Here is a 22,591-nt window from a genome sequence, read left to right as displayed (position 1 = left end):
CTCAGTCCGACTCCTCGCCCGACCACCGCACGTCCGCGAGCGTGCGCTGGACGACCTCCTGCCCGACCGCCGAGGCGAGCGTCTCGAACCCCATCCGCTCGCTGGTGTCGCCGGCCTCGGCGACGAGGCGGGAGACGATGAACTCCGGCGTCGAGCGCCCGACGGTGCCGAACCGCGGCTGGTAGTCCACTTCGAGTTCGAGGTCGGGCGTCAGCCCCTCGGCGAAGATGCCGTCGACGCGAGCCACCTCCGGGAGCGGTTCGAGGTCCTCCGCGAGGTGGGTGACGTACGCGCCGAGGGCGTCGCGTTCGACGGTGAGCGTGACGAGGCCGTGGAGCAGGTCGGCGGCGCTGCCCGGTTCGGTGATGGCCTCGAACTCGTCGACGAGCATCAGCGTCCGACCCTCGGTGGTCAGCGGCGGCACGACGGAGCGGAGCGTCGATTCGAGGACGCCCGCGTTGAACGAGGCGTGGCGGCGGTGGAAGACGAGCGAGTCGACCAACCCGACTTCACACTCCTCGGCCGGGACGGGCAGGCCCATGTGCGCGAGCAGCGCGACCTGGCAGAGCGTCTCCAGCAGCGTCGTCTTCCCGCCGGAGTTCGCCCCCGTCAGGACCGCCACGCGGTCGCCCGAGGGTGCGTCGCCGCCGAGCGAGTGGTCGCCGACGGCGTAGTCGACCGGCTGGACGCGTCCGTCGGCCGCCAGCAGGTCGAGGTTGCGCGCGCCGCGCATCGCCAGCGCGTCGCCCTCGACGAGCGTCGGCGGGCGGAGGTCGAACGCGACGGCGAACCGCGCGAGCGACACCTCCAGCGCCACGTCGTCGACCGTCTCGACGGCCACCTCGACGGCGTCGCCGCCCTCCTCGACGCGCTCCTCCAGCGACTCGCGGACCGACCGCTCGCGCTCTTCGACCTGCTCTCGGAGGTCCGCGGCGAGCGTCCGCAGCGTCTCGGTGACGAACGCGGTGGTGTCGATGGCGTCGTCGGGCATCGCGTCCCGGACCGCCGCGCGTTCGACGCTCGTCTCGCCGGTCACCTCGCGGAGCATCGCGTCGCGGAACTCGCTGGGGTCGCGGGCCGACGACTGCACCGACTCGGCGACGCTGGAGGCGTCGGCGGCCATGTCCTCGACCTGCCCGAGCGCCTCGCGCAGGCGGTCCAGTTCCTCGTCGCCGCCCTCGCCGACCCCCTCCGCTTCCAGTGCGCGGAGCGCCGTCGCGGCCTCCCGGAGCGTCTCACCGTCGAGGTCGGCCAGCGGCGCGAAGATGCCCTCGGAGACGCCCGTCTCGCGGAGCGCCAGCGCCGTCTCGACGGCCGCCGCACGCCCGGCCCGGTCGTCGTGGGCCTCGAACGCCGCGACGACCGCCTCGCGCGTCTCGTCGTCCAGCGCTCGCCAGGAGTCGACGGCGGCGGTCACGTCGTCGAGCCGCTCCTCGACGGCCTCGCGGCTTCGGAGCGGCGTCAGGACGCGGATGCGGTCGGCGGCGTAGGTCGTCACGGCGTAGGACTCGGCCAGCGAGACGAGGTCCCGGTAGACCGACCGGGCGTCCCGCGTCGCGAGCAGGTCCATCCCGTCGCCGCCCCTGACGCGTCGGAGGATGCGCGTGGCCCGACCGCTCGGCAGGCCCGCGGTGACGAGCGTCCGACCGTCCGCGGCCTCGATGGCCCGGATGGCCGCCTCCTCGCCCAGTTCCTCGCGTAGCAACGTGGCGGTCTTCGGCCCCACGCCCCAGTAGTCCTCCAGTCGCATTGTCGGGGATGGCGGGCGGCGTGGCTTAACCGCACGGACTTCGGCTCGGTGTCAGGTCCGAGGAGAACGGTCGTGGAGTGGTGTCGCGTTCGCTCCCCGACTCAGTCGACGTAGTTCGGTCGCTCGGCGTACTCGATGGGGTCGCGCTCGCCCGCCTGCTGGAAGGCTTGGAGGCGATAGGCACACGAGTCGCAGGTCCCACAGGCCGGTTGTTCGTCGCGGTAGCACGACCAGGTGTGCTCGAACGGGACGTCTAGCTCGGTACCGCGCTCGACGATGTCGGTCTTCGACCACTCGACGAACGGCGCTTCTACAGAAATCAGCGTCTCGGGGCGAGTACCCACCTCGACGACCCGCTCGAACGCCTCGAAGAACTCGGGGCGGCAGTCGGGGTAGCCCGCGTAGTCCTCGGAGTGCGCGCCGACGAACACCGCCTCCGCCTCCTGGGCCTCGGCGTAGGAGACGGCCATCGACAGCAGGTTCGCGTTCCGGAACGGGACGTAGGTGTTGGGTATCTCCTCCTCGTCCTCGTCGTCGGTCTCGCTGTCGCCGTCCTCGCCGCCTAGCTCCGCGTCGTCCACGTCCATCGCGTCGTCGGTGAGCGACGACGCGCCGATGCGCGCGAGGTGGTCCGTCTCGACGTGGAGCGTGTCCACGGCGTCGAACTCCTCGGCGAGCAGGCGGGCGCACTCGGCCTCGCGGTTCTCGGTGCGCTGGCCGTACGACGTGTGGAGGAACAGCGGGTCGTACCCCCGGTCGATGGCCTCCGCGACGGCCGTCGCCGAGTCCATCCCGCCGGAGACGAGAACCACGGCGAGCGGTCGCTCGCCACCGTCCGGTGTCGCGGTCGCGTCGGTCGTCGTCTCGGTGCTGTCGGTCGAATCGTGGTCGTCGGTCATCGTGGTGTGCGGGTGGTGTAGTTTCGAGTGGGTGCTGTTCGTCCTGCCGTCGGCTCAGGTGCCCGGCGCGTCGTTCCAGAGGTCGACGTGCAGGCGCGGCGTGTAGCGGTAGCCGTGCTCCATCGCGAGGTCGGCCACCTCCGTCCGGGTCTCGTCGACCTGCTCGCGGGTGACGCCCTCGGGCATCAGGAGCACCCGGTGGTCCGGAATCGGGACGCTCGCACGCTCCCGGAGGTCGTCGACCAGCGCTGCTATCTCGGGCATGTCGTCGGAACCGGTGACGACGAACTTCAGTTGCGTCTCGTACTCCTCGACGAGTCGCGTCAGCGCGTCGTGGTCGATGCGACGCTGTTCGTGGCGCTCCTCCCATGCTCCAGCATCCACACCCTCGGGTGCGTTCTCCGGAGTCGGCGTACTGGAGGCGAGTTTCGGGCTGACGCTCGCGAGGTCGATGGCCGCGTCGCGGTAGACCGTGCCGTTCGTCTCGACGGTGGAGTGGTAGCCCCGGTCGGCGAGGCGGTCGAGCAGGTCGACGCTCGCCTCGTGGACCAGCGGTTCGCCCCCCGTGAGGACGACGTGCTCGGCGTCGAACTCCTCGACTCGCTCGACGATGTCGTCGACGGAGAGCCACGCGCCCGTCGGTTCCCACGAGGTGTGGTAGGAATCACAGAACCAGCAGCGCAGGTTACAGCCGCTGGTGCGGACGAACACGCTCGGCGTCCCCACGAGCGTCCCCTCGCCCTGGAGCGAGTAGAACAGTTCGTTGATGGGGAGCGCCTCGCTGGCGTCGATGTCCTCGGGTGCGGTGTCGGCGGGTGTGTCGCGCGGGTCGTCCGCGTCGCGAGAGTCGTCGCCGGCGGTGACGTCGGGGTCGGCCAGCGTCGCCGCATCGTCGTTGACGGGCATCGTTCAGTACTCCGCGCGGAGTTCGCCCGTCTCGGCCACCGCGACGGAGACGTCGGTGACGTTCTCGGGGAGTCGGTCGAGGAGACGGCGTTCGAGGACGACGGCCATCACCTCGGCCGTGGGCGGGTGGTCGAGGACGACCAGCGCGTCCGCGTCGCCCGACTCCTCGAACGCCGCCTCCAGCGGGTCTCCGCGCTCGACGAGGAACCGGTGGTCCCACTCGTCGATGATCTCGGTGACCTCGCCCTTGTCGACGACCCATCCCTCCTCGGTGAGCGTGCCGCGCACCTCGACGCTGACCCGGTAGTTGTGGCCGTGTGGCCGCGAGCACTTCCCGTCGTGGTGCTGGATTCGGTGGCCTGCGCTGATGCGGATGGGCCGGTCACCGCCGACCGTCAGGACGCGCTCCCCGGCCTCGGTGAGGGCGTCGTGTTCTCCGAGGGTTACCCCAGTCATACCAGGATGTTCCCACGAGAGTACTTATCTACTCGGGTTCGGGACGCTCGGCGACCTCGACCGAGCTGCGGTCGGGCGGTTCGGGCGTTCACCCGTCGTCCCTGACGAAAGGGAGACGCCGGTGTTCCCCGTCGGCTCAGCAGACGCAGATGCAGGTGGGGTTCGGCGCGAGGTCAGTCGCTGTCCCGTACCGTCCCACCAGACTCCTCGACCTGCGCCCGTGCGCGCTCGACCACTCCCGGTCGCGCCTCGAACGCGAACGTCACCGTCTCCCCGGCGTACTCCAGGTCGGCGACGGTGCCGTGGTCGTGCGCCCACGCGAGGAACGACTCGGTCTCCCCGCTGTTGGGCAGTTCGACGGCGAGCGACTCGCCCGGGAGCGCGTCGTGGATGCGCTCTCGCAGTGTCTCGATACCCGTCCCCTCGACGGCGCTCACCGCGAGCACGTCGTCGACGCGGTCGAGGTCGGCGACCGCCGCGCGGCGCGCCGCGAGGGCCTCGTCGTCCAGCAGGTCGCGCTTGTTGAGCACGACCAGCAGGTCCCCGCGCGGGTCCTCCAGTTCCGCCAGCGAGACGCGGAGTCTCTCCGCCACCTCGCCGACGGGGTCGCTGGCGTCGACGACGAGCAGTCCGACGTCGGCGTCCGCGACGGCGTCCAGCGTCGCGCTGAACGACGCCACGAGGTCGTGGGGCAGCGCGTCCACCAGACCGACCGTGTCGGTCAGCAGGACGCGTCGGCCGTCGACGGTCGCTCTGCGCGTGGTGGTCTCCAGCGTCTCGAACAGGCGGTCCTCGACGGCGGCCGTCTCGTCGAGGTCGGCGTGACCCGCCCCGAGGTCGGCCACCGAGAGGTCGTCGGCGAGGCGGTGGAGCAGCGTCGACTTCCCGGCGTTGGTGTACCCCGCGATGGCGACCGGGTCGAACCCCTGCTCGCGGCGCTCCTCGCGCCGTCTGGCGTCGCGGTCGCTGACCGCCCGTAGCTCGGTGTGGAGGCGGTCGATGCGCGCCTCCACGTCGAGCACGACCGACCCCTTCTCGGTCGCCTGGTTGAGCAGCGACTCCTCGGTCACCTGTCGGAGTCTCGGCAGTCGGTAGCGGAGCGTCGCCAGTTCGACCTGCAACTGCGCCGCGCGGTCGGCCGCCCCCTCGGCGAAGATGCCGAGTACGAGACGGTACCGGTCGAGCAGGTCGGTCCCCGGCGGCAGGAGTTCGGCCCAGTTCCCGTACTGGCCGGGCGTGAGCGCGCCGTCGTAGACGACGGCGTCCGCGTCGCGGTCGGCGACGAGGTCGGCGATAGCTGCGGCCTTGCCGCGCCCCACGCCGTAGCCCGCGTCCTCGGCGCGGCGTTGCGTGCGCTCGGCGACCACCTCGTACTCAGCGGCGTCGGCGAGTCGCCGAATCTCGGTCGTGTCCGGTGCTTCGTCGGTGCGGCGGGCCGCGACGACCGCGGTCCCGCCCCGTGTCTGTCCTGATTGCATGCGAAGTCGGGTCGCCGCACCGTGGACCGACGCCCACGGGAACGTTGGACCACTGTGGGCGACCCAGTGCTCGCTCGAAGCGCGATACCCGCCGCCAGCGTGGAGTCGGTGCCGCCGCTGGACGGACGGTCGGTGCTGTCCGGGACGCGCCCGCGCGTCGTCCCCTCAGCGGGACGAGGAAGAGGTCTCCATTCGTCTCGGTCGTGCGACCGAGCGCACTTCAGCGTTACCGGGGTGTGGGTAAGGGTGACACGGTCCGGGAATGCGACCTGCGGTCCCCACTTCGCCCGCTCAGGAGGCGTCGACCAGTCGGCCCGACTCGTCGCGGACGGGCACCACGTCGAGCGAGTCGAACGCGCGGATGACGTGCTGGTCGGGGTGGAGGTCGGGCGGGTTGTTGAGGTGCGAGGAGGTGGCGTAGACGTGGTCGAGCATACGGAGGTCCAGGGCGTCGGTCACCGTCGATGAGGCCCCGAGCAGGTGGTCGACGACGCGGTAGATGCCGAACGTGTCCTCGACGGCCTGGGTGCCGCGGGTCCCGGCGGCGACGAAGTGGATGGGCTCGTCGTCGCCGTCCAGCCACCGGGCGACGGCCTCGGCGTTGACCGGCGAGGCGACGACGCAGTCGGCGTCCTCGCGGACGGCGCACACCGCGTTCGCACCGTTGATGGACTGGAGGCCGACGTGGGTGTCGGCCCAGTCACGGTCGGCCTCGGCGCAGTCGCTCGGCGAGTTCTTGAGGTCCCCCCGGCCCGGGTCGTCGTGCGTGTAGTCACCGCCGACGAGCGCCTCGGGCGTCCGGTCGGCGAAGGCCTCGGCAGCGGCCTCGTCGCGAAGCGGCGTCACCGCGCCGACGCCACGGTCGAGGAGCCACGAGATGGTGGTCGAGAAGTTGATGGTGTCCACGACGACGTACGTCCCCGCGTCCTGTTCGTCTCGCTCCGGGAGCGCCTGGTAGGTCTCGTAGAACTGCCAGTCGGCCGCTCGCCCGACGTCGGTCGCCGGGAGCGTGATGACGCCCGGGTCGAGCGGTTCGGTCGCCGTCCGGTGGGTGAGGGGCTGGTCGTGCCGTTGCACGCCGACCCCTCGGGGTCCGACCGGCATAAACGGCGCTATAGATGATACTGTTCCTCTATAGCAACGTTCTCCCCGTTCACGGCCGCGCTCGCCGCGCTCCGGCCCTCCGACCCGTCGCTGGCATCGGTACGCTGATACCGTCGTCGGCCGGACCTTCCCAGAGCGAATGGCGATAGAGCTGTCAGGAAGGTACACCGACGCCCGCGTGCTGGTCGAGGACGAGTCGCTCGTCGAGCGGAGCGCGCTCGACCAGATTCAGGAACTCGTCGACCACCCGGCGTTCACCGAACCCGTCCGGGTCATGCCCGACACCCACTGGGGCGCCGGCGCGCCCATCGGGTTCTCGATGCCGCTGCCCGACCGCGTCGTGCCGAACGTGGTCGGCGTCGACGTCGGCTGTGGGATGTGTGCGACGAACCTCGGCGACGACCTGCCGCTGGCGGACGAGGAGCGAGAGCGCGCGGTCCGCGACGCGGTTCCGATGGGCCGCTCGACTCACGACTACGACGACTCGGTCCACCTCGTCGACGAGTTCCCGTTCGAGCGGGCGAACGAGGTGTTCGAGACGTTCGACGCGGCCTACGAGGAGCGGTTCGGCCAGCGCGTCGACCCGCTGGAGTTCGACTTCGACGGCTACGACGGCGACTACTTCGAGGCGCTGTGTACGCGCGTCCTCGCCGGGCGGAATCCGGGGATGAGTCACGTCATCCAGTCGGCGGGGACGCTCGGCGGCGGGAACCACTTCGTCGAGTTCGCGCGCGGCCGCGAGTCGGGCGACTACTGGCTGGTCGTCCACAGCGGGTCGCGCTACCTCGGCCTCGCCGTCGCGCAGTTCTGGCAGGAACGGGCGAGCGAGCGGCGCAACACCGCCGCCATCCGGGAGGCCATCCCGAGCGACTACCGCGAGTACCTGAAGTTCGACCCGGACGCCGTCTCGGACCAGGACCTCTACGCGTGGGTGACCGGCGGGATGGGCGAGTCCCACATCCGCAAGGGGAAGGTCCGCGAGGAGTTCGACGGGAAGGCCATCGAACACGCGTTCGAGGCGCTGTCGGCCCTCCGCCCCGAGCAGCCTTCGGAGGACGCCGCCGACGAGGCCGACCGCAACACGGACCTCGACTGGCTGGACGGCCGCGAGGCCCACGGCTACTACGTCGACATGCTGTTCGCCCAGCAGTACGCCCGCTGGAACCGCGAACTGATGTCGGAGGCCGTCTGTGCGGCGCTGGCCGTCGACCCGGTCGAGCGCTTCCAGTCCATCCACAACTACATCGACTTCAGGGACCTGACGATTCGAAAGGGAGCGACGCCCGCCCGCGACGGCCAGCGACTCGTCGTCCCGTTCAACATGGCCGACGGGTCGGTCGTCGCTCGCGGCAAGGGTAACGAGGAGTGGCACCAGACGGCTCCCCACGGCGCTGGTCGGACGATGAGTCGTCGCCAGGCCCACCGGGAGGGTTCGCTGGAGCAGTTCGCGGACGCGATGGACGGCGTCTACTCCGAGTCGGTGGTAGAGTCCGTGCTCGACGAAGCGCCGATGGCGTACAAGTCGGCGGCGGCCATCGCCGACGCCATCGGTCCGACGGCGAGCGTCGAGGAACGACTCGACGTCGTCCACAACCTGAAGGCGACCGAGTAGCGACGTGTCTCCCGGACGTGGGGGTCTCTCGCGGCCCCGACTGTCTCCCGGTGGCGATGGTATCCCGGCCGAGTTCGACAGCGCTCGTTGACTGTCGTAACTGGACGATTGTTTCTGCTTCGCGCTGCTATCGGCGAGTATATTTCGAATTGTACTACAGTCGTGGATATTGTGGCGAATATTTACGCAATTGCTTTGAATTCAAAGACACGTGGCCGTAGCGGCTAAGAGAGAGGAGGGCACTGGTGAGAGACATATGTCGGAGCGTGACGAACTCGCCATCAGTACCCGAATTGTCGTAGCCGTCGCCGAGGCGGAGGAGGTAGACCCGCTCTCACTCTCGCCACCGTTAGCCGAGGAGATAGACGTCGATGCGCTCGAACGGCTCTCAGACGCGTCGACGCCGCTCCAGGTCACGTTCTCCGCGTGGGGGTATCGCATCACTGTTCGCGACGGGGAGGTGTCGGTCGCCGACGACGCCGCGCTGGTGACGGCCCCGGCGAACTGACCTGTCGTCCAGTGATGCCGGCCGTCACCGACCATAGTTACTTCACCCTGGCGAGAGATGCCACGAACAGACTCGTCGGTACCGCCGGTACGTCGACACGGCGAGTGCACTGACACCCCGTCAGTGGTCGGAGTGGCCGACACTCACCCAGACACGTCGGAATGTCGACCGGACTCCGTGGACAGGGCTTCACGTCGGTAATTCGTCCACGAGCGCAGCGCAGTACGCTGACCGTGTTTCGGTGATTTTGACCCGCCAGCGAGGCCAGCGTGCCTGCTGGGGGGCTTCTTCGAGGACCGCGAGACGGACAGCGGCCGCTGGCAGGGTCGAGGGAAGCCCCCAGTGGGGGCTCGGGCTTCACGTCGGGGCGTAAGCGCCCCAGCGACTGACAGGAGTACACCCCTATGAGTATATCGACTCGGCGGTGCGGCGGTGGCTACTGTGGAGCGTGCGGCGCGGTATCAGACGACGGCTACACAACTAAGCGTCCGGCGACCCTACCGACGCTCGACGTCGGTCGCTGGTCGTCGTCATCGGCGCACCACCGCGCACCGACGTTCGGACACGGTACCTACCATGACCAACGACGAGATCATCGACCTGCTCCGAAAGGCGTACAGCGACGAGATGGAGACCGTCATGAACTACCTGACGAACAGCATCGTGCTCGACGGCGTCCGCGCCCAGGAGGTCAAGCAGGGCCTCCGACGGGACGCGACGGAGGAGGAACTCCAGCACGCGCAGATGATCGGCGAGCGACTGAAGCAGCTCGACGCCCGTCCGCCCGCGTCGATGGAGTTCGAGCCCCACCAGGAGTCGCTCCAGCCGCCGGAGGACCCCGGTGACCTCCTGTCTGTCATCGACGGCGTCATCGAGGCCGAGAACGACGCCATCGACACCTACCGCTCGCTCATCACGGCCGCGGAGGAGGCCGACGACCCGGTGACGGAGGACCTCGCGGTGACCATCCTCACCGACGAGGAGTCCCACCGCGCCGAGTTCAAGAGCTACCGCCGCGAGTACAGCTAACGGGGCGACGGGCGGGAGGCGGGACGCCCAACCGGTCGCTCCTCGTCTCGTTCTCTCCCCGGCCACAGAGCGTGAGCAGGCAATCACCTATAGCCCGTGGGCTGTCTCCTCGTCTGCAATGGCAGACCCCGCAGACACGCAGTGGGAGTACGAGACCCTCCGGGTTCCCCGGGGTGAGACGAAGAAGGAGTCCCAGGACCCGAAGAGCGAACTCAACGAGTACGCCGCCGACGGCTGGCGACTCGTCGAGACCATCGACTACACCGGCGGCGGGACGAAGTTCCTGGTGTTCGAACGCCCTACCAGTTCGTCGGAGGCGGCCGACGCAGCCGACGACGACGCGATATGAGCGTGGGCAGCGACGAGTCTGACGTCGACGAGTCGGACGACACGACGAACATCGACGTCGACGAGTCGAACGTGGACACGGACGTCGACGTCAGTACGGCCAACACGATGCGCGACCGGGCCGGCGAGAGTCGCATCAAGATTCGACTGCTGCTCGCCACGAACCGGCTCGTCGTGACCGGCGTGCTGGCGGTGCTCGTGTTCGTCGCCTTCGTGGCCGCCGTCACCCTCCTCCCGCCGCCGCTGGTGCCACAGCTCACCTCCGGCGACACCATCGAGACGATGTTCTCGACGATGCTCAGCGCCGTCATCACCGGCGTCACGCTGGTCGTCACCATCGGCCAGCTCGTGCTCTCCCAGGAGAACGGGCCGCTGGGCGAACAGCGCGGCCGCATGGAGAACGCGATGGACTTCCGGGACTACGCCGAGGAGTTGATCGGTGCCCCGAGTCCGTCCGACCCGTCGGCGTTCCTGCGTGAACTCGTCGACGTGGCCGAGAAGCGGGCGAAGGCGGTCCGGGACGGGTTCAGCGGTATCGAGAGCGAGCAGCTCCAGTGGGAGGTCCAGGAGTTCACCGACAGCGTCGTCGGCAACTCCGAGACCGTCCGCGACCAGCTCGACGGCGCGACGTTCGGCACCTTCGACGTGCTGTTCGCGGCGCTCAACTACAACTACGGCTGGAAGATATTCCAGGTCGAGCGCCTCGCGTACGACCACGACGAGGACCTCGGCGACCGCGAGCGCGAACTGCTCGACGACCTGAAGACCGCCCTCTCGCTGTTCGGCCCGGCACGGGAGCACGTGAAGACGCTGTACTTCGAGTGGGCGCTCGTCACCCTCTCGCAGATGATTCTCTACGCGGCGATACCGGCACTGGTCGTCTCGGCGGTGATGCTCACCGTCGTCGACGCGGGGACGGCCTCGGGGACGCTGTTCGGCGTGTCGCACATGACGTTGCTCGTCGGCGGGGCGTTCACGGTGACGCTGATTCCGTTCCTGCTGTTCACGTCGTACGTCCTGCGCATCGTCACCATCGCCAAGCGCACGCTCGCCATCGAACCGCTCATCCTCCGGGACTCACAGCGGTAGTCCCGGCGGTCGGCGTCGAGTGACCAGCGCGCTTCCGTTCAGCTCAGGATGAGCGGGCCGACCGTCAGCGTCTGCTTGGCGAGCGTCGCCAGCCGAAGCACGTAGGCGGTGAACACGAGGAACGGCGTCACCGAGAGCGTGAACGCGGCGCTGACGACCCAGAGCGTCGTCTCCAGGCCGAGGACGGTCCCCGAGAACGTGTTCGGGTCGACGAAGACGACCATCCCACCGGCGACGATGAGCGCCGGAATCGACGCGTAGAGGATGGCCCGCGACAGTTTCACCAGCGCCCACTGGATGTACAGCACTTTGATGTACTCGCGGACGGGCCCGAACATCGTAACCGCCTCAAGCATCTCCCGGAACGCGGTGCGCTGCTGGTCGTCGAGTGACTCCTCGTGCTGTTCCCCCAGGCGTCGGATGTCGTACATCTTCTGGGCGTAGTTGAAGTCCAGCGCCGGGGAGACGACGGTGAACGACCCGAAGTCGGCATCGTCGAGGTCCTCCGACGCCGCCTCGGCGTTGTCTTTCAGGTCGGCGACGTAGGTGTTCACGCGCTCTCGAAGGTCGTCGTCGTCGGTCCCGGCGACGGCGGCTTCGAGCTGCTCGGCACGGTCGACACTGGTGTCGATGAGTTTCTGCAAGAACGCCGCCGGGTCCGCGGGCGTCACCGTCCCGAACAGGTCGTCGGTGTTCTGGTAGAAGTCCATCGTGGTGTCCATTCGGCTTCGCTGGGTGCCGAGCGAGCCGATCTCCTGGGAGAGAACGAGCTGGTTGATGGAGACGACGAGCGTCGTCGAGGTGATGATTGCGCCGACGAGTCCGGAGAAGACGGTCTCGACCATGTCGCTGGTCTCCATCATCGACTCCAGCAGGACGGGTTTGAACACGCCGAACAGCATGAACGAGGTGAAGACGACGAGCGCGAGGCCGCCCACCACGGCCCAGCGGTTGGCGCTCAGCAGGAGCCAGAACAGGTACTTGTCGACGTCCGTCCGGTTGCGGAGGCGGCTATCAGCGCGCAGGTCGTCCTCGGTCCGCGTCTCACTCATCGTACACCGGTCGTTTGAGCACGAGCAGTTTCGTACCGCCGCGGTCGTAGCTGATACTCTCGGTGAGTTCCCAGCCCTCCGCGCCGAGTTCGTTCAGTCGTTCGGTCGGGTCGATGGTCTCGCGTTTCGTCAGCCCCTTCGGTGGCTCGATGGCCGTGTACTCCCACGCTGGAGGGTGGTCGCTGCCCATGGCCGTCCCACCGAACACTGATACTTAAGCGAGGGCGTTGCGTGCCAGCGTCCGCGTTCCGCCCCCCGGCGAGCGGTGCGTACGGTCGCACCCGCTCCGCAGGGCCAACGGTTTTTCCGGGCGCTCGGGTAGCCCCTGTATGTCGATACGGACGGCAGAACGGTTACTCCTCGCCGCCACCGTCGTGGTCGCGCTCTCGCTGGGTGGCTGTCTCACGCTCGACCCCGCCGTCAGCGCCGAGACGGGCGACTCGGCCGTCTTCGAGCGCATCACGGCGACGGAGCCGTGGGCCGGGTCGGGCGTCCGGGTGAACGCGACGCTGAAGTCGACGCCAGAGGCCGGAGAGGTGACCAGCATCAGTATCGTTCAGGACGACGGCCGGACGTTCCGGACCCACACCGTCGACCCCGGCCAGTCGACGCTCATCCTCTCGCTGCCCGCCAACGAGCGGGTGACCATCGTCGCGAGCAACACGGTCAACTCGACGACCGTCGAGACGCTGAACGTCAGCACCGGTGGGGACGAACTGCTCTGAACGACCGACTACCTCGACCTCGGACTCGATATCGTCGACTGCTCCGACTTCCGACACGAAATTCACCCCGTGAACCTATTCACTAGATAACTACACTTCTCTCGGCGCTCTCGACTGAGCTACCGGGAGACACACCGTGCGGACTGCCCACTCGGTCGGCGGGAGGCGACCGACGCATCCGCCTCTGAGAAGCTCGATAGGGGCTCCGCGGCAGTCCGGGCTGTCTCCCGGAGACTGGTGAAATCCATGAGACAACACAGACGAGACGTTCCGGTCAGAGTCGACACCCCGGACGCCACCGCCCGTCAACAGGTGGGGTTCGGCGACGCGAGCGACTACGGAGAACTCAGCGGCGAGTACTTCACCTTCGCTGCGGGGACGGACATCACGCCGCTCCTGCAGGGGCTCGAAGACGACCACTGCCAGTGCCCGCACTGGGGGTACGTCCTGACGGGGGCGCTCACCGCCAGCTACTCTGACGGCCGGGAGGAGGTCACCGAGACCGGTGACCTCTTCTACTGGCCGCCGGGGCACACGATTCGAGCGAACGACGACGCGGAGATCGTCATGTTCAGTCCGCAGGACGAGCACTCCGCGGTCATCGACCACATCCGGGAGAAGGTGGGTGGGAGCCCGTGATGGAACGAGCGACCACCGCACCACCGGACCGAACGGCGGGGACGACGGTCGCGTGCCCCCACTGTGAGCGAGCGGTGGCGGTCCCGGTACCGGACGAGGACGCCGACCCGACCGTGAGCACGAGAGTCGCGGCCTTCGGGGACCACACCGTCGCCCACTGTTCGGCGGGGCACCGATTCTGGGTGTACTACTGCTGAGAGCGCCGCTCTCGGCTCCCCTCTCGACTCGAACGAAGGATTATATACTGCGATATGTTGACTTCTGACATGAGTGCCGCGCTACAGACCATCGAGTTTCTGGCGCGGTCGGAACACCGCGTCGCCACGCTGGAGGCGCTCGCCGAGGAGCGACACGACCGACGCGACCTGCGCGCCGTGACGGGCGCGTCGGACCCCACGGTCGGCCGTATCGTCCGGGACTTCGAGGACCGCTCGTGGATCGTCCGCGACGGGCCGTACTACGACCTCACCCCACTGGGTGCGTTCGTGGCCGACCGGTTCCTCGACCTGCGTGAGGGGATGCGAACGGGCGAGACGCTCCGCGAGGTCTGGCAGTGGCTCCCCCGCGAGATGGAGGGGTTCGCGGTGGAGGACTTCGAGGACACCGTCGTCGCGTACCCCGGTCCGAACTACCCGTACACGCCCGTCGAGCGGGTCACCTACCTCCTCGAATCCACCGACACCATCCGGGGCCTCGGGACGACCATCTACAAGTCGGGGAACCTCGACGTGTTCTGCCGTCGCGTGATCGAGGGGATGGAGATGGAGTACATCTACTCGCTCCCTATTCTGGAGGCCATCGTCGACTGGAACCCCGAACTGGCCGCCCGCGCGTTCGAGTGCGACAACTGCACCGTCTACCTCCACGATGCCCTCCCGGACGACAACCGGTGCGGTCTCAACATCATGGACGACTGTATCGGCATCTGTGGCCACGACCCCGCGACCGCCCAACTCGAAGCCGTCATCGACACGCCTGCCCCCGAGGCCCGCACCTGGGCGGAGGCGGTCTACGAGCGGTGCCTGGAGGAGGCACGGCCGTTCGACGTCCGAGAGTTGGAGGCCGCTTCCTCGGACTCGGGAGAGCGACTGCTCCGCGTCGAGTAGCGTGCCGACTGGAGCCGAACCTCGGACACGATACCTCCGGTTCGAGCGTCGTCGCGTCTCACACCTCGACGTCGATAGCCCTCGTGACGAGGGTGCCGTCAAGGTCCGTCTGCAAGAACAGCCGGTACTCCCCGGGCGTCGGGAACGTCGCGGCGAACTCGACGCTCCCCTCGTCCGCCGTCTCGGTCGGGTGGACGTGGAGGTACGCGAGGTCGCCCGCCCGCAACGCGACGAGGTGCCCCCGGGCACCGAGATACGGCCGAACGTCCGGGACGGTCCCGTCCCTCCGGGAGACGCTGAACGTGAGCCGAGTGACATCCCCCGCCTCGATGGAACCGTGGTCCAGTTCGACCTCGAACTCGTCGTCGGGGTGTCGGTCCGCGGACGCTCGTGCCTCGTCTATCTCGAACACTCCCGGCGCGAAGAGGTCGAGACCGAGCGTCGTCGCCCGCCCGTCGACGACGACGTCGACGAACGCGCGGAAGACGCCGGCCTGTGGGAGCGTGAACCCCTCGCAGTGCCACGTCCCGGCGTCGTCTAGCTTCGGGTGGAGATGCTGGAACGCGACCAGGTCCCGGCGAACGACGACGAGGTGACTTCGTCGGCCGTGGCTCTCCTCGAACGCCTCGACCGGGTGGCCGTGGTCGTCCACGAGACGGAAGGTCAGGTCGGCAGGGACCCCTGGTTCGAAGGTCGTCCGGTCGGTGACGAGTCGAAGCCCGTCGGCAGCGAGCGACAGCCCCGCAACCGGGCCGTGTGACGACCGGGCGTCGGTCTCGGCCGCGTCCGGTGCGTCGCTGGATGGTCCGTGAGTGCGCATACCGTAGGAATGAGCGCGCGAGTACTTCTCCGACGTGCCGGACGAGCGTGACTGACCGAGGAGCGGGGGACTCCCGGACCCTCACACGGTGTCGTCCGGGTCGTGCTTCTCGGTCATCCGCGAGACCTCGTCGGCGTACCGCTCGCTGGTCTCGGCGTCGTCGACGGGCGACAGGTCGTTCTCCGAAACGTCCTTCGCGGCGGTCACCGTCGACTCGTCGACGGCGTGTGCCGACAGCTCCTGTCGGTAGACTCGCTCACCGTCCGGCGTCGCGTACTTGAGGACGATGAGGTCGCGGTTGTTGTACCCGCGCTCGACGAGCCACACGCGAACGTCGTCGGACGGTTCGGTCATGCATCGACGGACGGGCAGGCGGCAGTTAGTCGTTCGGCCTCGGAGCGTGACGGCGAGGTGGCGGAGTGGCCCCGACTGGCGAGGTCGCTCAAGCGGAGAGGTCGACCCCCCGGAGCCGACGGGCGTTGACGGCGACGATGATGGTCGACAGCGACATGAACACCGCCCCGATAGCCGGTGAGAGGAGGATGCCGACGGGGGCGAGCAGCCCCGCCGCGAGCGGAAGCGCGACCACGTTGTACCCGGTCGCCCAGACGAGGTTCTCCTGCATCTTCCGGTAGCTGGCTCGCGAGAGGCGAATCAGCCGGACGACGTCCACCGGGTCGTTGTCGACGAGGACGATGTCACCGGACTCGATGGCGACGTCCGTACCGGACCCGATGGCGATGCCGACGTCGGCCCTGGCGAGCGCCGGTGCGTCGTTGACGCCGTCGCCGACCATCGCGACGCGCTTGCCCTCCGACTGAAGCCGGGCGACCGTCGTGTCCTTCTCGTCCGGGAGGACCTCCGCGAAGTACTGGTCGATTCCCAGTTCCTCGGCGACCGCACGGGCGACGTCCTCGGAATCACCCGTCAGCATCGCTACCTCGACACCCATGGCGTGGAGGGCGTCGATGGCCGCCCTGCTCTCCTCGCGAATCACGTCGGCGAGCGCGAACGCTGCGACGACCGCCGACTCGCTGTCGACGAGGTAGACGACGGTCCGTGCCTTCGCGCCCGCCTCGTCGGCGAACGAGGCGAGGTGTGGGGGGCGCTCGACTTCCAGTCGTTCGAGGAGGTTCGGCCCGCCCAGGTGGACCGTCTCGCCGTCCTCCGGGTCGCGACGCTCCCCACTCGGCCGGGCCGAGGCGGGTATCGCATCGGTCGCGACGGACGCCCGGACGCCGACCCCCCGGAGGTTCTCGAAGTCGGCGACCCGCACTCGCTCGACGCCGCGTTCGCTGGCCGCGGTGCGAAGCGCTCGGGCGATCATGTGCTCGGAGTCCCCCTCGACGCCTGCGGCGACGGCGAGCGCTCGCCGCTCGTCCCACCCGTCGGCCGTCTCGATCGCGACGACGCCTTGTTCGCCCTTCGTCAGCGTCCCGGTCTTGTCGAACATCACCGTATCGAGCGTCCGTGCCTCCTCCATCGCGATGCGGTCACGGACCAGCATCCCGTTCCGGGCGGCCGTCGAGGTGTTGATGGCGACGACGAGCGGGACCGCGAGCCCGAGGGCGTGCGGACAGGCGATGACCAGTACCGTCACGACGCGTTCGAGGACGGCGAGGTCGAAGCCGGTCGCCAGCACCCACGCGACGGCGGTGACGGCGGCGACGCCGAGCGCGACGTAGAACAGCCACCCCGCGGCGCGGTCGGCGAGCAGTTGCGTCCGGGACTTCGACTGCTGTGCCTCCTCCACGAGGCGCACGATGCCCGCGAGCGTCGTCTCGTCGCCCGTCTTCGTCACCCGGACCCGGAGACTGCCGTCCTGATTGACGGTTCCCGCGACGACATCGCTCCCCGGCTCCTTCTCGACGGGGCGTGACTCGCCCGTGATCATCGACTCGTCGACCGACGACTCGCCGTCGGCGACCTCGCCGTCGGCCGGCACCGACGCGCCGGGTCGGACCAGCACCACGTCACCCTCGGCGAGGTCGGAGACGGCCACCTCCTCGGTCTCACCGCTCTCGGTGACTCGTTCTGCGGTGTCTGGCATGAGTCTCGCCAGTTCGTCGAGCGCGCCCGACGCCTGCCTGACCGAGCGCATCTCCATCCAGTGGCCGAGCAGCATCACGTCGACGAGCGTGACGAGTTCCCAGAAGAACGGCGTCGTCCCCGGGAGGAAGAGACTCGCCATGGAGTAGACGAACGCGACGCTGATGGCCAGCGAGACGAGCAGCATCATCCCCGGTTCGCGGTTGGCGACCTCCGTCCGGGCCATCGAGAGGAACGGGAGGCCACCGTAGGCGAAGACGACCACCGAGAGGGCGGGCGTAATCCAGGCGCTCCCGGGGAACGTCGGGGCGGTGTAGCCGACCACCTCCTGGACGAACTCGCTGAAGTAGACGACCGGAATCGAGAGGGCGAGCGACACCCAGAACCGACGCCGGAACGTCTCCTCGTGGCCGCTGTGGTCCGTCTGGGCACGCCGGCCGCCGTGACCGAGGCGTTGCCCCCGAGACTCGTCCGCGCGCCCTTCCGGTCCGCTGTGGTCGTGATGGGAACTCATGTGGTTTCTCCGATTCTGTATCGCAATCAGCGATTCATCGACGTCTCTCGTCGCCTCTCGACAGTACGTCGTCGAGGTGCACACGTCGGACGGGCGACGACTTCACTCATCCGGCTCTGTAGTGTGACGTTCACAACGTTAGTCCCGACTCCTCTCCCTGGGGAATCGAAAGCGAATCCGGGTTCCATCGGGTCATCTCCGCGAATACATCGGATTAGGGTCTCAGCGGTGGCGAATCCGGACTGATGGTACGAAGCCAACACGAATAAGAACGGGCGGGTAGTATTGTACAACATGAGCTATACCCTGTCGGTACGTCCCGGCGGAGACTTCGACGAGGTCGTCTCGGCGACGATGGACGCACTCGAAGCGGAGGGGTTCGGCGTCCTCTGCGACATCGACGTCCAGGCGACGCTCGCCGAGAAACTCGACGTCGACTTCCGGCGCTACCGCATCCTGGGCGCGTGCAATCCGGGTCTCGCGCACGACGGCCTGACGACCGAACCCGAACTCGGTGCGCTCCTCCCGTGTAACGTCGTCGTCCACGAGACCGACGCCGGCGAGGTCGTGGTGAGCGCCGTCGACCCCGACCGGCTCGTCGGCATGGCCGACAACCCGGCGCTCGACGACATCGCGACGGACGTCCACGACCGCTTCGAGCGGGTTCTCGGCACCGTCGAGGACGAGTTCGAGTCGGCGGAGGTGTGAGTCGTGGCGACCAGCAACCGCCTCGACTCGTCGACGGCCATCGTCCTCCTGCTCGTGGCGCTCGTGGCACTGCCGCTCCTCTGGATGGGGACGATGGGACTCGGCGGCACGATGGGCTACGGCGGGATGATGTACGGGGACCGCGCGGGCTCTGGCTGGTGGCTACTGGGGGCGCTCGTCCAGTTCCTGTTCCTCCTGCTCGTCCTCGGCGGGGGCTACGTCGTCGTTCGGCGACTGTCGGGACAGTCCAGCGACCCCGCTCTCGACGAACTCCGACGAGCGTACGCTCGCGGTGACCTCACCGAGGAGGAGTTCGAGACCCGACGGGAGCGACTCGAACGCTGACCTGAGCGCATCGAACCGCCTCCGGCCGTCGCGAGCCCCGTGTCGAAGACAGCCGACTCGACCGTCGGGACACTCGGTATCGGCGGCTAGCGACCGACCGTTGTGGACCGAGTCACTTGGCCGATGTCGACCGTCCCTGACGGAGGCCCCTAGGCTCTCCTGCCGGACGCTCCCGACCCGAACTCGGTCACAGTCGTCTGGTTATCGAGTCGAACTCCTCGGGAGTGAGCATCCCGGCGTCGAGGAGGACCTGTGCGTGTTCGACGTACGCGGTCGTCACCGCCTTCCGCTCAGGTCGTTCGGTCGACGTCTCCGACTCGTCGTCCTCTTCGGCCGTCGCGACGTCCTCCCGTGCGAACCGGCGGTACCGACGCAGCGTCAGGTACGTGACGGCGAAGACGGTCGAGACGGCGACGACGAAGAACAGCCGTTGTTCGTTCAGCGTCGGGACCTCAGACCAGAGGACCGGCGGGAGAGCGTCCCCCAGCGAGGTGTACACTGGCGACTGCGATATCGCCCGGTAGTTCTGGACGACCAGGTCGTAGCCCGTGAGGTAGAGCACGTCGTACGTCCCGCGCAGGAAGATACAGATCAGCAGCCCTTTGACGACGATCGGGCCTGCCCTGTCGGGGTTGAAGCGAGCCAGCCCGACGTAGTAGCCGAGCAACGCCATGAGCACGACGGCGAGCGGCCCGACCATCGCTCGCTGTTCGGCGACGACTTCGATAGTGGACCCGAACTGTGGGTTCGACAGCACCATGTTGAGGTTCTCGATCATGATGTGGCCGAGGCCGACGGCAGCACCGTAGACGGCCCCGTCAACGACCGACGTGAGGCGGTCACTGTACGCGTAGAGAAGCAGTACGAGCAGTGAGACCCCGAGCACCGCGACCGCGGTCGGCCCGTAGAAGTAGAGCGTCCTGCCGATGAGTCCGCGTCCGGTGAGCGGCCGGAACTGGTCGTTGATAGCCCAGGCCCAGGGACTCGCGACGGCTCCGAGCACTACTGCCCCGACGAGTCCGCGGACGGGAAGAGGCCGCGCGCCGAACCGAAGCGCGATGAACAGCGCGACGACGAGCGCGGGGAGCCACGAGACGAGGACGTAGACGACGTCGGTTCCGGCGGCGGTCGTCTCGCGCACCCAGTACGACATCTGGGCGAGTGACCCCGCTCCGAAGAACAGCAGGAGCCACCACGTGTGGTCGCGTTTGAGGCTGCGGTAGAGGCGGACACTCAGCCCGTCAAGGCGCGTCCGGTGCTCCCAGAACGTTACGCCGTAGAGGTCGACATCGGGGCGGTCCGCGTGCCGGGTCGCGACCGGATCCGTCCGCCGCTCGGGGCTCAGGAGGTGGACGAGTTTGACGAGGACTGTCGGGGGAGACGGGTCGCCACGGACCACGTCGTCGGCTTGGTGTCCACTCGTACGCGCCGAAGCCGTCGTATCCACTCCGAGATGGTTCCGAATCTCCCCGATGACGAAGTGGCTCGCGAGGAGCGTGTAGAACGCGACCGGCCCGACGAACGCTAGCGCCACGACACCGAGCAGGTCGTACAGGAACCAGAAGAACAACACTCCGCCCACGACGATGGTGAGGACGGCGGCGACCCCACGGCGGTACTCGATAGCAGTGAGGTTCCCGCCGTCGTTCACCGACCGGATGCTGTGGCGGAGGTTGCCGGACTCGATGAAGTTCCCGAGGACGGCCGGGTAGAAGTACAGCAGGACGACGGCGCCGACGAGTCCGGCGACGACACCGAGTCCGGCGACACCGCTCTCGACGGTTCCGACCAGCGACGATTCGAGCGGACCTGCCACGGTGCTGGAGACGACGGCGAACGGCCAAACGATGCAGACGGCCGAGATGACCACGCCCTTCAGACCGACGACACCGAGTCGGAGCCACTCACGGGGGTGGCTGGCGGGTGGAAACGGGGGGTCCACCTCACGCCTCGACTCGACGGCCGACGCTTCCCCTGGTTCGTCGGCGCGAACTGCGCCCTCGAACACGGTCCGCTGAACCCCCTCTATGAGGTACCCCAGAACCGGAACCGCGGTGATGACCATCGGAAACAGCAGGAACCCACCGAGGAGGAAGTTCCCCATCGACTGCGAGCGGAGGGGGTATCGCAGTCCAGCCTGGAGTAGTCGAACGTACGTGTCGTTGAGGATGGTCTGGAGAAGGCTACTGAACGTGCTCGCTGTCGGGACTGTGTCGAGTGCTACCTTCCCACGCATAATCGTCTTCCTACGACGTGTAGTCAAATAACCACTTCTGCGAGCTTCCGTGAAGCTCCGGAAACGTGGCATATCGATGGCGAACCTTCGCCGCCGGGTGCACGTGCCGTCGCGCGTCGGTCTCATGGGCCCTGCCGGAGTTGAACCAGCGCTCACCCGGTTATGAGCCGGGCGCTTTAACCAGACTAAGCTAAGGGCCCTCGGTCGTACGGTCTTCGTCGCTACTCTTTAGCCTACCGGGACGACTCAGACTCCCGGCACCACGACGCCGGCCAGCAACGAGAAGCCGACGAGCACCGCCAGTACACCCCCGGCCAGCGCCGCAGTCGCCACTCTGTCGCCACGGAGCAGCGCGTCCTCGCCGCGCGCCGAGAGGATGAACGCGCCGTCCTCGTCCTCGCGCGGTGGGGTGACGAGGGCCGTCTCGGGTCGGAGGCAGACGTTCCCGTCCCGGTCGCTGGCGTCGCGGGCACGGACGTAGCCGAGCAGGTACACCTCCTCGCCGGGGGCGATGGTGTTCTCGTAGTAGCGTCGGTCGCCGTGTGCGTTCCCGATGTCGACGAGGTTAGTGACGGAGCCGGTCTGCCTCCCGACGGCGCGTTCGCCGTCGACGAACCGGCGGATGTGCGCGGGCGTCTCGGACTCCGCTCCGACCCGCTGGACGACCGGGAGGGTGTGGAAGTCCACGACGACGTTGTCGACGGAGACGCTCGCGTCGAAGTCCCCGAGGTCGCCGAGTTTCTCCGTGAGCTTGCTCGACGGGTCGGAGTGACGACCTGGCTCGACGAGGACGCGGTCGGTTCCGTCGTCGAGGTAGAACGGCACCGACCGGACGCCGTCGCCGAGGGTCCACCAGTTGCTGTGGTCGCCGCGTTCGCTCCACTCCTCTGCCTCCCACCCGGCGACGACGCAGTCGCGCTGGCCAATCGGGGAACTGAACGTCCCCGGACCGGCGTCGGGAGCGGGTTCGACGGTCCCGACGAGTTCGACGACGCCCGGGTCTGCGATGGTGCGGACGTCGGTCGTGGGCGTCTCGGCGACGAGTTGCTGGTGACCGCGGCGTCGCCAGCCGAACAGGCCGGCCACGCCACCGCCGAGGAGGAGGGCGATACCACCGAACAGCGAGAGCGGGGTCATGGGACTACTCGGTCGTTCGGAGCGGTGAACAAAACGGTTGGGACGCGGAGCGGGCGCTGGAGGTGGTCGGCGACGCCAGAA

Annotated in this window: 24 protein-coding genes and 1 tRNA gene; 11 read left to right on the top strand and 14 right to left on the bottom strand. The window is 68.3% G+C overall.

Annotated elements, in window-relative coordinates; translation table 11 throughout:
• Position 1: 1 nt before the first annotated feature.
• The 6 genes from MX571_RS02450 to MX571_RS02425 form a co-directional block, all read right to left on the bottom strand.
• On the bottom strand, positions 2-1,750 hold the full coding sequence (locus tag MX571_RS02450) for a MutS-related protein (RefSeq protein ID WP_247414008.1): 1,749 nt from the start codon (positions 1,748-1,750) through the stop codon (positions 2-4).
• Between the two features lie 101 nt (positions 1,751-1,851).
• Positions 1,852-2,649 carry a 7-cyano-7-deazaguanine synthase QueC gene (gene queC, locus MX571_RS02445; protein ID WP_282594450.1) on the bottom strand — a complete coding sequence of 266 codons (798 nt, stop codon included), beginning with the start codon at positions 2,647-2,649 and terminating at the stop codon, positions 1,852-1,854.
• A gap of 54 nt (positions 2,650-2,703) precedes the next feature.
• Complete coding sequence (locus MX571_RS02440; RefSeq protein WP_247414007.1) at positions 2,704-3,555, bottom strand: 7-carboxy-7-deazaguanine synthase QueE; 852 nt, start codon at positions 3,553-3,555, stop codon at positions 2,704-2,706.
• 3 nt (positions 3,556-3,558) lie between these two features.
• Positions 3,559-4,011 carry a 6-pyruvoyl trahydropterin synthase family protein gene (locus tag MX571_RS02435; RefSeq protein ID WP_247414006.1) on the bottom strand — a complete coding sequence of 151 codons (453 nt, stop codon included), beginning with the start codon at positions 4,009-4,011 and terminating at the stop codon, positions 3,559-3,561.
• A 173-nt stretch (positions 4,012-4,184) separates the two neighbouring features.
• A complete protein-coding gene (hflX, locus tag MX571_RS02430) occupies positions 4,185-5,489 on the bottom strand; it encodes a GTPase HflX (protein WP_247414005.1) in 1,305 nt (434 codons plus the stop codon).
• A 291-nt stretch (positions 5,490-5,780) separates the two neighbouring features.
• The gene (locus MX571_RS02425) at positions 5,781-6,566 is read right to left on the bottom strand and encodes a 2-phosphosulfolactate phosphatase (protein ID WP_247414004.1); all 786 of its coding nucleotides are present in this window, start codon (positions 6,564-6,566) and stop codon (positions 5,781-5,783) included.
• Positions 6,567-6,732: 166 nt separating this feature from the next.
• Here MX571_RS02425 and MX571_RS02420 point away from each other — a divergent pair, with 166 nt between their 5' ends.
• The 5 genes from MX571_RS02420 (at position 6,733) to MX571_RS02400 (ending at position 11,179) form a co-directional block, all read left to right on the top strand.
• Entirely contained in the window at positions 6,733-8,205 is a 1,473-nt protein-coding gene (locus MX571_RS02420) for an RtcB family protein (RefSeq protein WP_247414003.1), read from the top strand.
• 256 nt (positions 8,206-8,461) lie between these two features.
• Positions 8,462-8,713: a HalOD1 output domain-containing protein gene (locus tag MX571_RS02415; RefSeq protein ID WP_247414002.1), complete on the top strand. Its 252-nt coding sequence runs from the start codon at positions 8,462-8,464 to the stop codon at positions 8,711-8,713.
• Positions 8,714-9,289: 576 nt separating this feature from the next.
• Positions 9,290-9,742 carry a ferritin-like domain-containing protein gene (locus MX571_RS02410; protein ID WP_247414001.1) on the top strand — a complete coding sequence of 151 codons (453 nt, stop codon included), beginning with the start codon at positions 9,290-9,292 and terminating at the stop codon, positions 9,740-9,742.
• Positions 9,743-9,860: 118 nt separating this feature from the next.
• Positions 9,861-10,091 carry a DUF4177 domain-containing protein gene (locus MX571_RS02405; protein ID WP_247414000.1) on the top strand — a complete coding sequence of 77 codons (231 nt, stop codon included), beginning with the start codon at positions 9,861-9,863 and terminating at the stop codon, positions 10,089-10,091.
• A complete protein-coding gene (locus MX571_RS02400) occupies positions 10,088-11,179 on the top strand; it encodes a DUF7972 family membrane protein (protein WP_247413999.1) in 1,092 nt (363 codons plus the stop codon). The genes MX571_RS02405 and MX571_RS02400 overlap by 4 nt, the downstream gene beginning before the upstream one ends.
• Before the next feature lie 38 nt (positions 11,180-11,217).
• On the opposite strand, the gene MX571_RS02395 is transcribed toward MX571_RS02400, so the two are convergent.
• Positions 11,218-12,231: a DUF7972 family membrane protein gene (locus tag MX571_RS02395; RefSeq protein ID WP_247413998.1), complete on the bottom strand. Its 1,014-nt coding sequence runs from the start codon at positions 12,229-12,231 to the stop codon at positions 11,218-11,220.
• The gene (locus MX571_RS02390) at positions 12,224-12,421 is read right to left on the bottom strand and encodes a DUF4177 domain-containing protein (RefSeq protein WP_247413997.1); all 198 of its coding nucleotides are present in this window, start codon (positions 12,419-12,421) and stop codon (positions 12,224-12,226) included. The genes MX571_RS02395 and MX571_RS02390 overlap by 8 nt, the downstream gene beginning before the upstream one ends.
• 139 nt (positions 12,422-12,560) lie before the next feature.
• On the opposite strand from MX571_RS02390, the gene MX571_RS02385 reads away from it, so the two are divergent.
• The 4 genes from MX571_RS02385 to MX571_RS02370 all read left to right on the top strand — a co-directional run bounded on the left by MX571_RS02385 (position 12,561) and on the right by MX571_RS02370 (position 14,701).
• Positions 12,561-12,956, top strand: a complete 396-nt coding sequence (locus MX571_RS02385) for a hypothetical protein (RefSeq protein ID WP_247413996.1) — start codon at positions 12,561-12,563, stop codon at positions 12,954-12,956.
• A gap of 246 nt (positions 12,957-13,202) precedes the next feature.
• Complete coding sequence (locus MX571_RS02380; RefSeq protein ID WP_247413995.1) at positions 13,203-13,595, top strand: cupin domain-containing protein; 393 nt, start codon at positions 13,203-13,205, stop codon at positions 13,593-13,595.
• A complete protein-coding gene (locus MX571_RS02375) occupies positions 13,595-13,792 on the top strand; it encodes a hypothetical protein (RefSeq protein ID WP_247413994.1) in 198 nt (65 codons plus the stop codon). The genes MX571_RS02380 and MX571_RS02375 overlap by 1 nt, the downstream gene beginning before the upstream one ends.
• Positions 13,793-13,861: 69 nt before the next feature.
• Complete coding sequence (locus MX571_RS02370; protein WP_247413993.1) at positions 13,862-14,701, top strand: helix-turn-helix transcriptional regulator; 840 nt, start codon at positions 13,862-13,864, stop codon at positions 14,699-14,701.
• Between the two features lie 58 nt (positions 14,702-14,759).
• Here MX571_RS02370 and MX571_RS02365 read toward each other — a convergent pair whose 3' ends face one another.
• The 3 genes from MX571_RS02365 to MX571_RS02355 all read right to left on the bottom strand — a co-directional run bounded on the left by MX571_RS02365 (position 14,760) and on the right by MX571_RS02355 (position 18,084).
• On the bottom strand, positions 14,760-15,521 hold the full coding sequence (locus tag MX571_RS02365) for a DUF8832 domain-containing protein (RefSeq protein WP_247413992.1): 762 nt from the start codon (positions 15,519-15,521) through the stop codon (positions 14,760-14,762).
• Between the two features lie 81 nt (positions 15,522-15,602).
• Positions 15,603-15,875, bottom strand: coding sequence for a DUF7967 family protein (locus tag MX571_RS02360; RefSeq protein ID WP_247413991.1), 273 nt, complete (start codon positions 15,873-15,875; stop codon positions 15,603-15,605).
• An 88-nt stretch (positions 15,876-15,963) separates the two neighbouring features.
• On the bottom strand, positions 15,964-18,084 hold the full coding sequence (locus tag MX571_RS02355) for a heavy metal translocating P-type ATPase (protein ID WP_247413990.1): 2,121 nt from the start codon (positions 18,082-18,084) through the stop codon (positions 15,964-15,966).
• Positions 18,085-18,378: 294 nt separating this feature from the next.
• Between MX571_RS02355 and MX571_RS02350 the strand changes: the two genes are divergently transcribed.
• Complete coding sequence (locus MX571_RS02350; RefSeq protein ID WP_247413989.1) at positions 18,379-18,792, top strand: DUF302 domain-containing protein; 414 nt, start codon at positions 18,379-18,381, stop codon at positions 18,790-18,792.
• Positions 18,793-18,795: 3 nt separating this feature from the next.
• Positions 18,796-19,137 carry an SHOCT domain-containing protein gene (locus MX571_RS02345; protein ID WP_247413988.1) on the top strand — a complete coding sequence of 114 codons (342 nt, stop codon included), beginning with the start codon at positions 18,796-18,798 and terminating at the stop codon, positions 19,135-19,137.
• Positions 19,138-19,324: 187 nt separating this feature from the next.
• Here the strand turns inward: MX571_RS02345 and MX571_RS02340 are convergent, their stop codons facing one another.
• The 3 genes from MX571_RS02340 to MX571_RS02330 all read right to left on the bottom strand — a co-directional run bounded on the left by MX571_RS02340 (position 19,325) and on the right by MX571_RS02330 (position 22,510).
• Positions 19,325-21,373, bottom strand: coding sequence for a PrsW family glutamic-type intramembrane protease (locus MX571_RS02340; protein WP_247413987.1), 2,049 nt, complete (start codon positions 21,371-21,373; stop codon positions 19,325-19,327).
• Positions 21,374-21,498: 125 nt separating this feature from the next.
• Positions 21,499-21,573 (bottom strand) — tRNA-Ile (locus tag MX571_RS02335).
• Between the two features lie 46 nt (positions 21,574-21,619).
• Positions 21,620-22,510: a GIDE domain-containing protein gene (locus tag MX571_RS02330; protein WP_247413986.1), complete on the bottom strand. Its 891-nt coding sequence runs from the start codon at positions 22,508-22,510 to the stop codon at positions 21,620-21,622.
• Positions 22,511-22,591: the final 81 nt, after the last annotated feature.

This window comes from Halomarina salina, assembly GCF_023074835.1.
In the GTDB taxonomy this organism is placed as follows: Archaea; Halobacteriota; Halobacteria; order Halobacteriales; family Haloarculaceae; genus Halomarina; species Halomarina salina.
The sequence above is the reverse complement of the archived record's forward strand: the minus strand, read 5'-3'. Positions and strand labels throughout refer to the sequence as shown.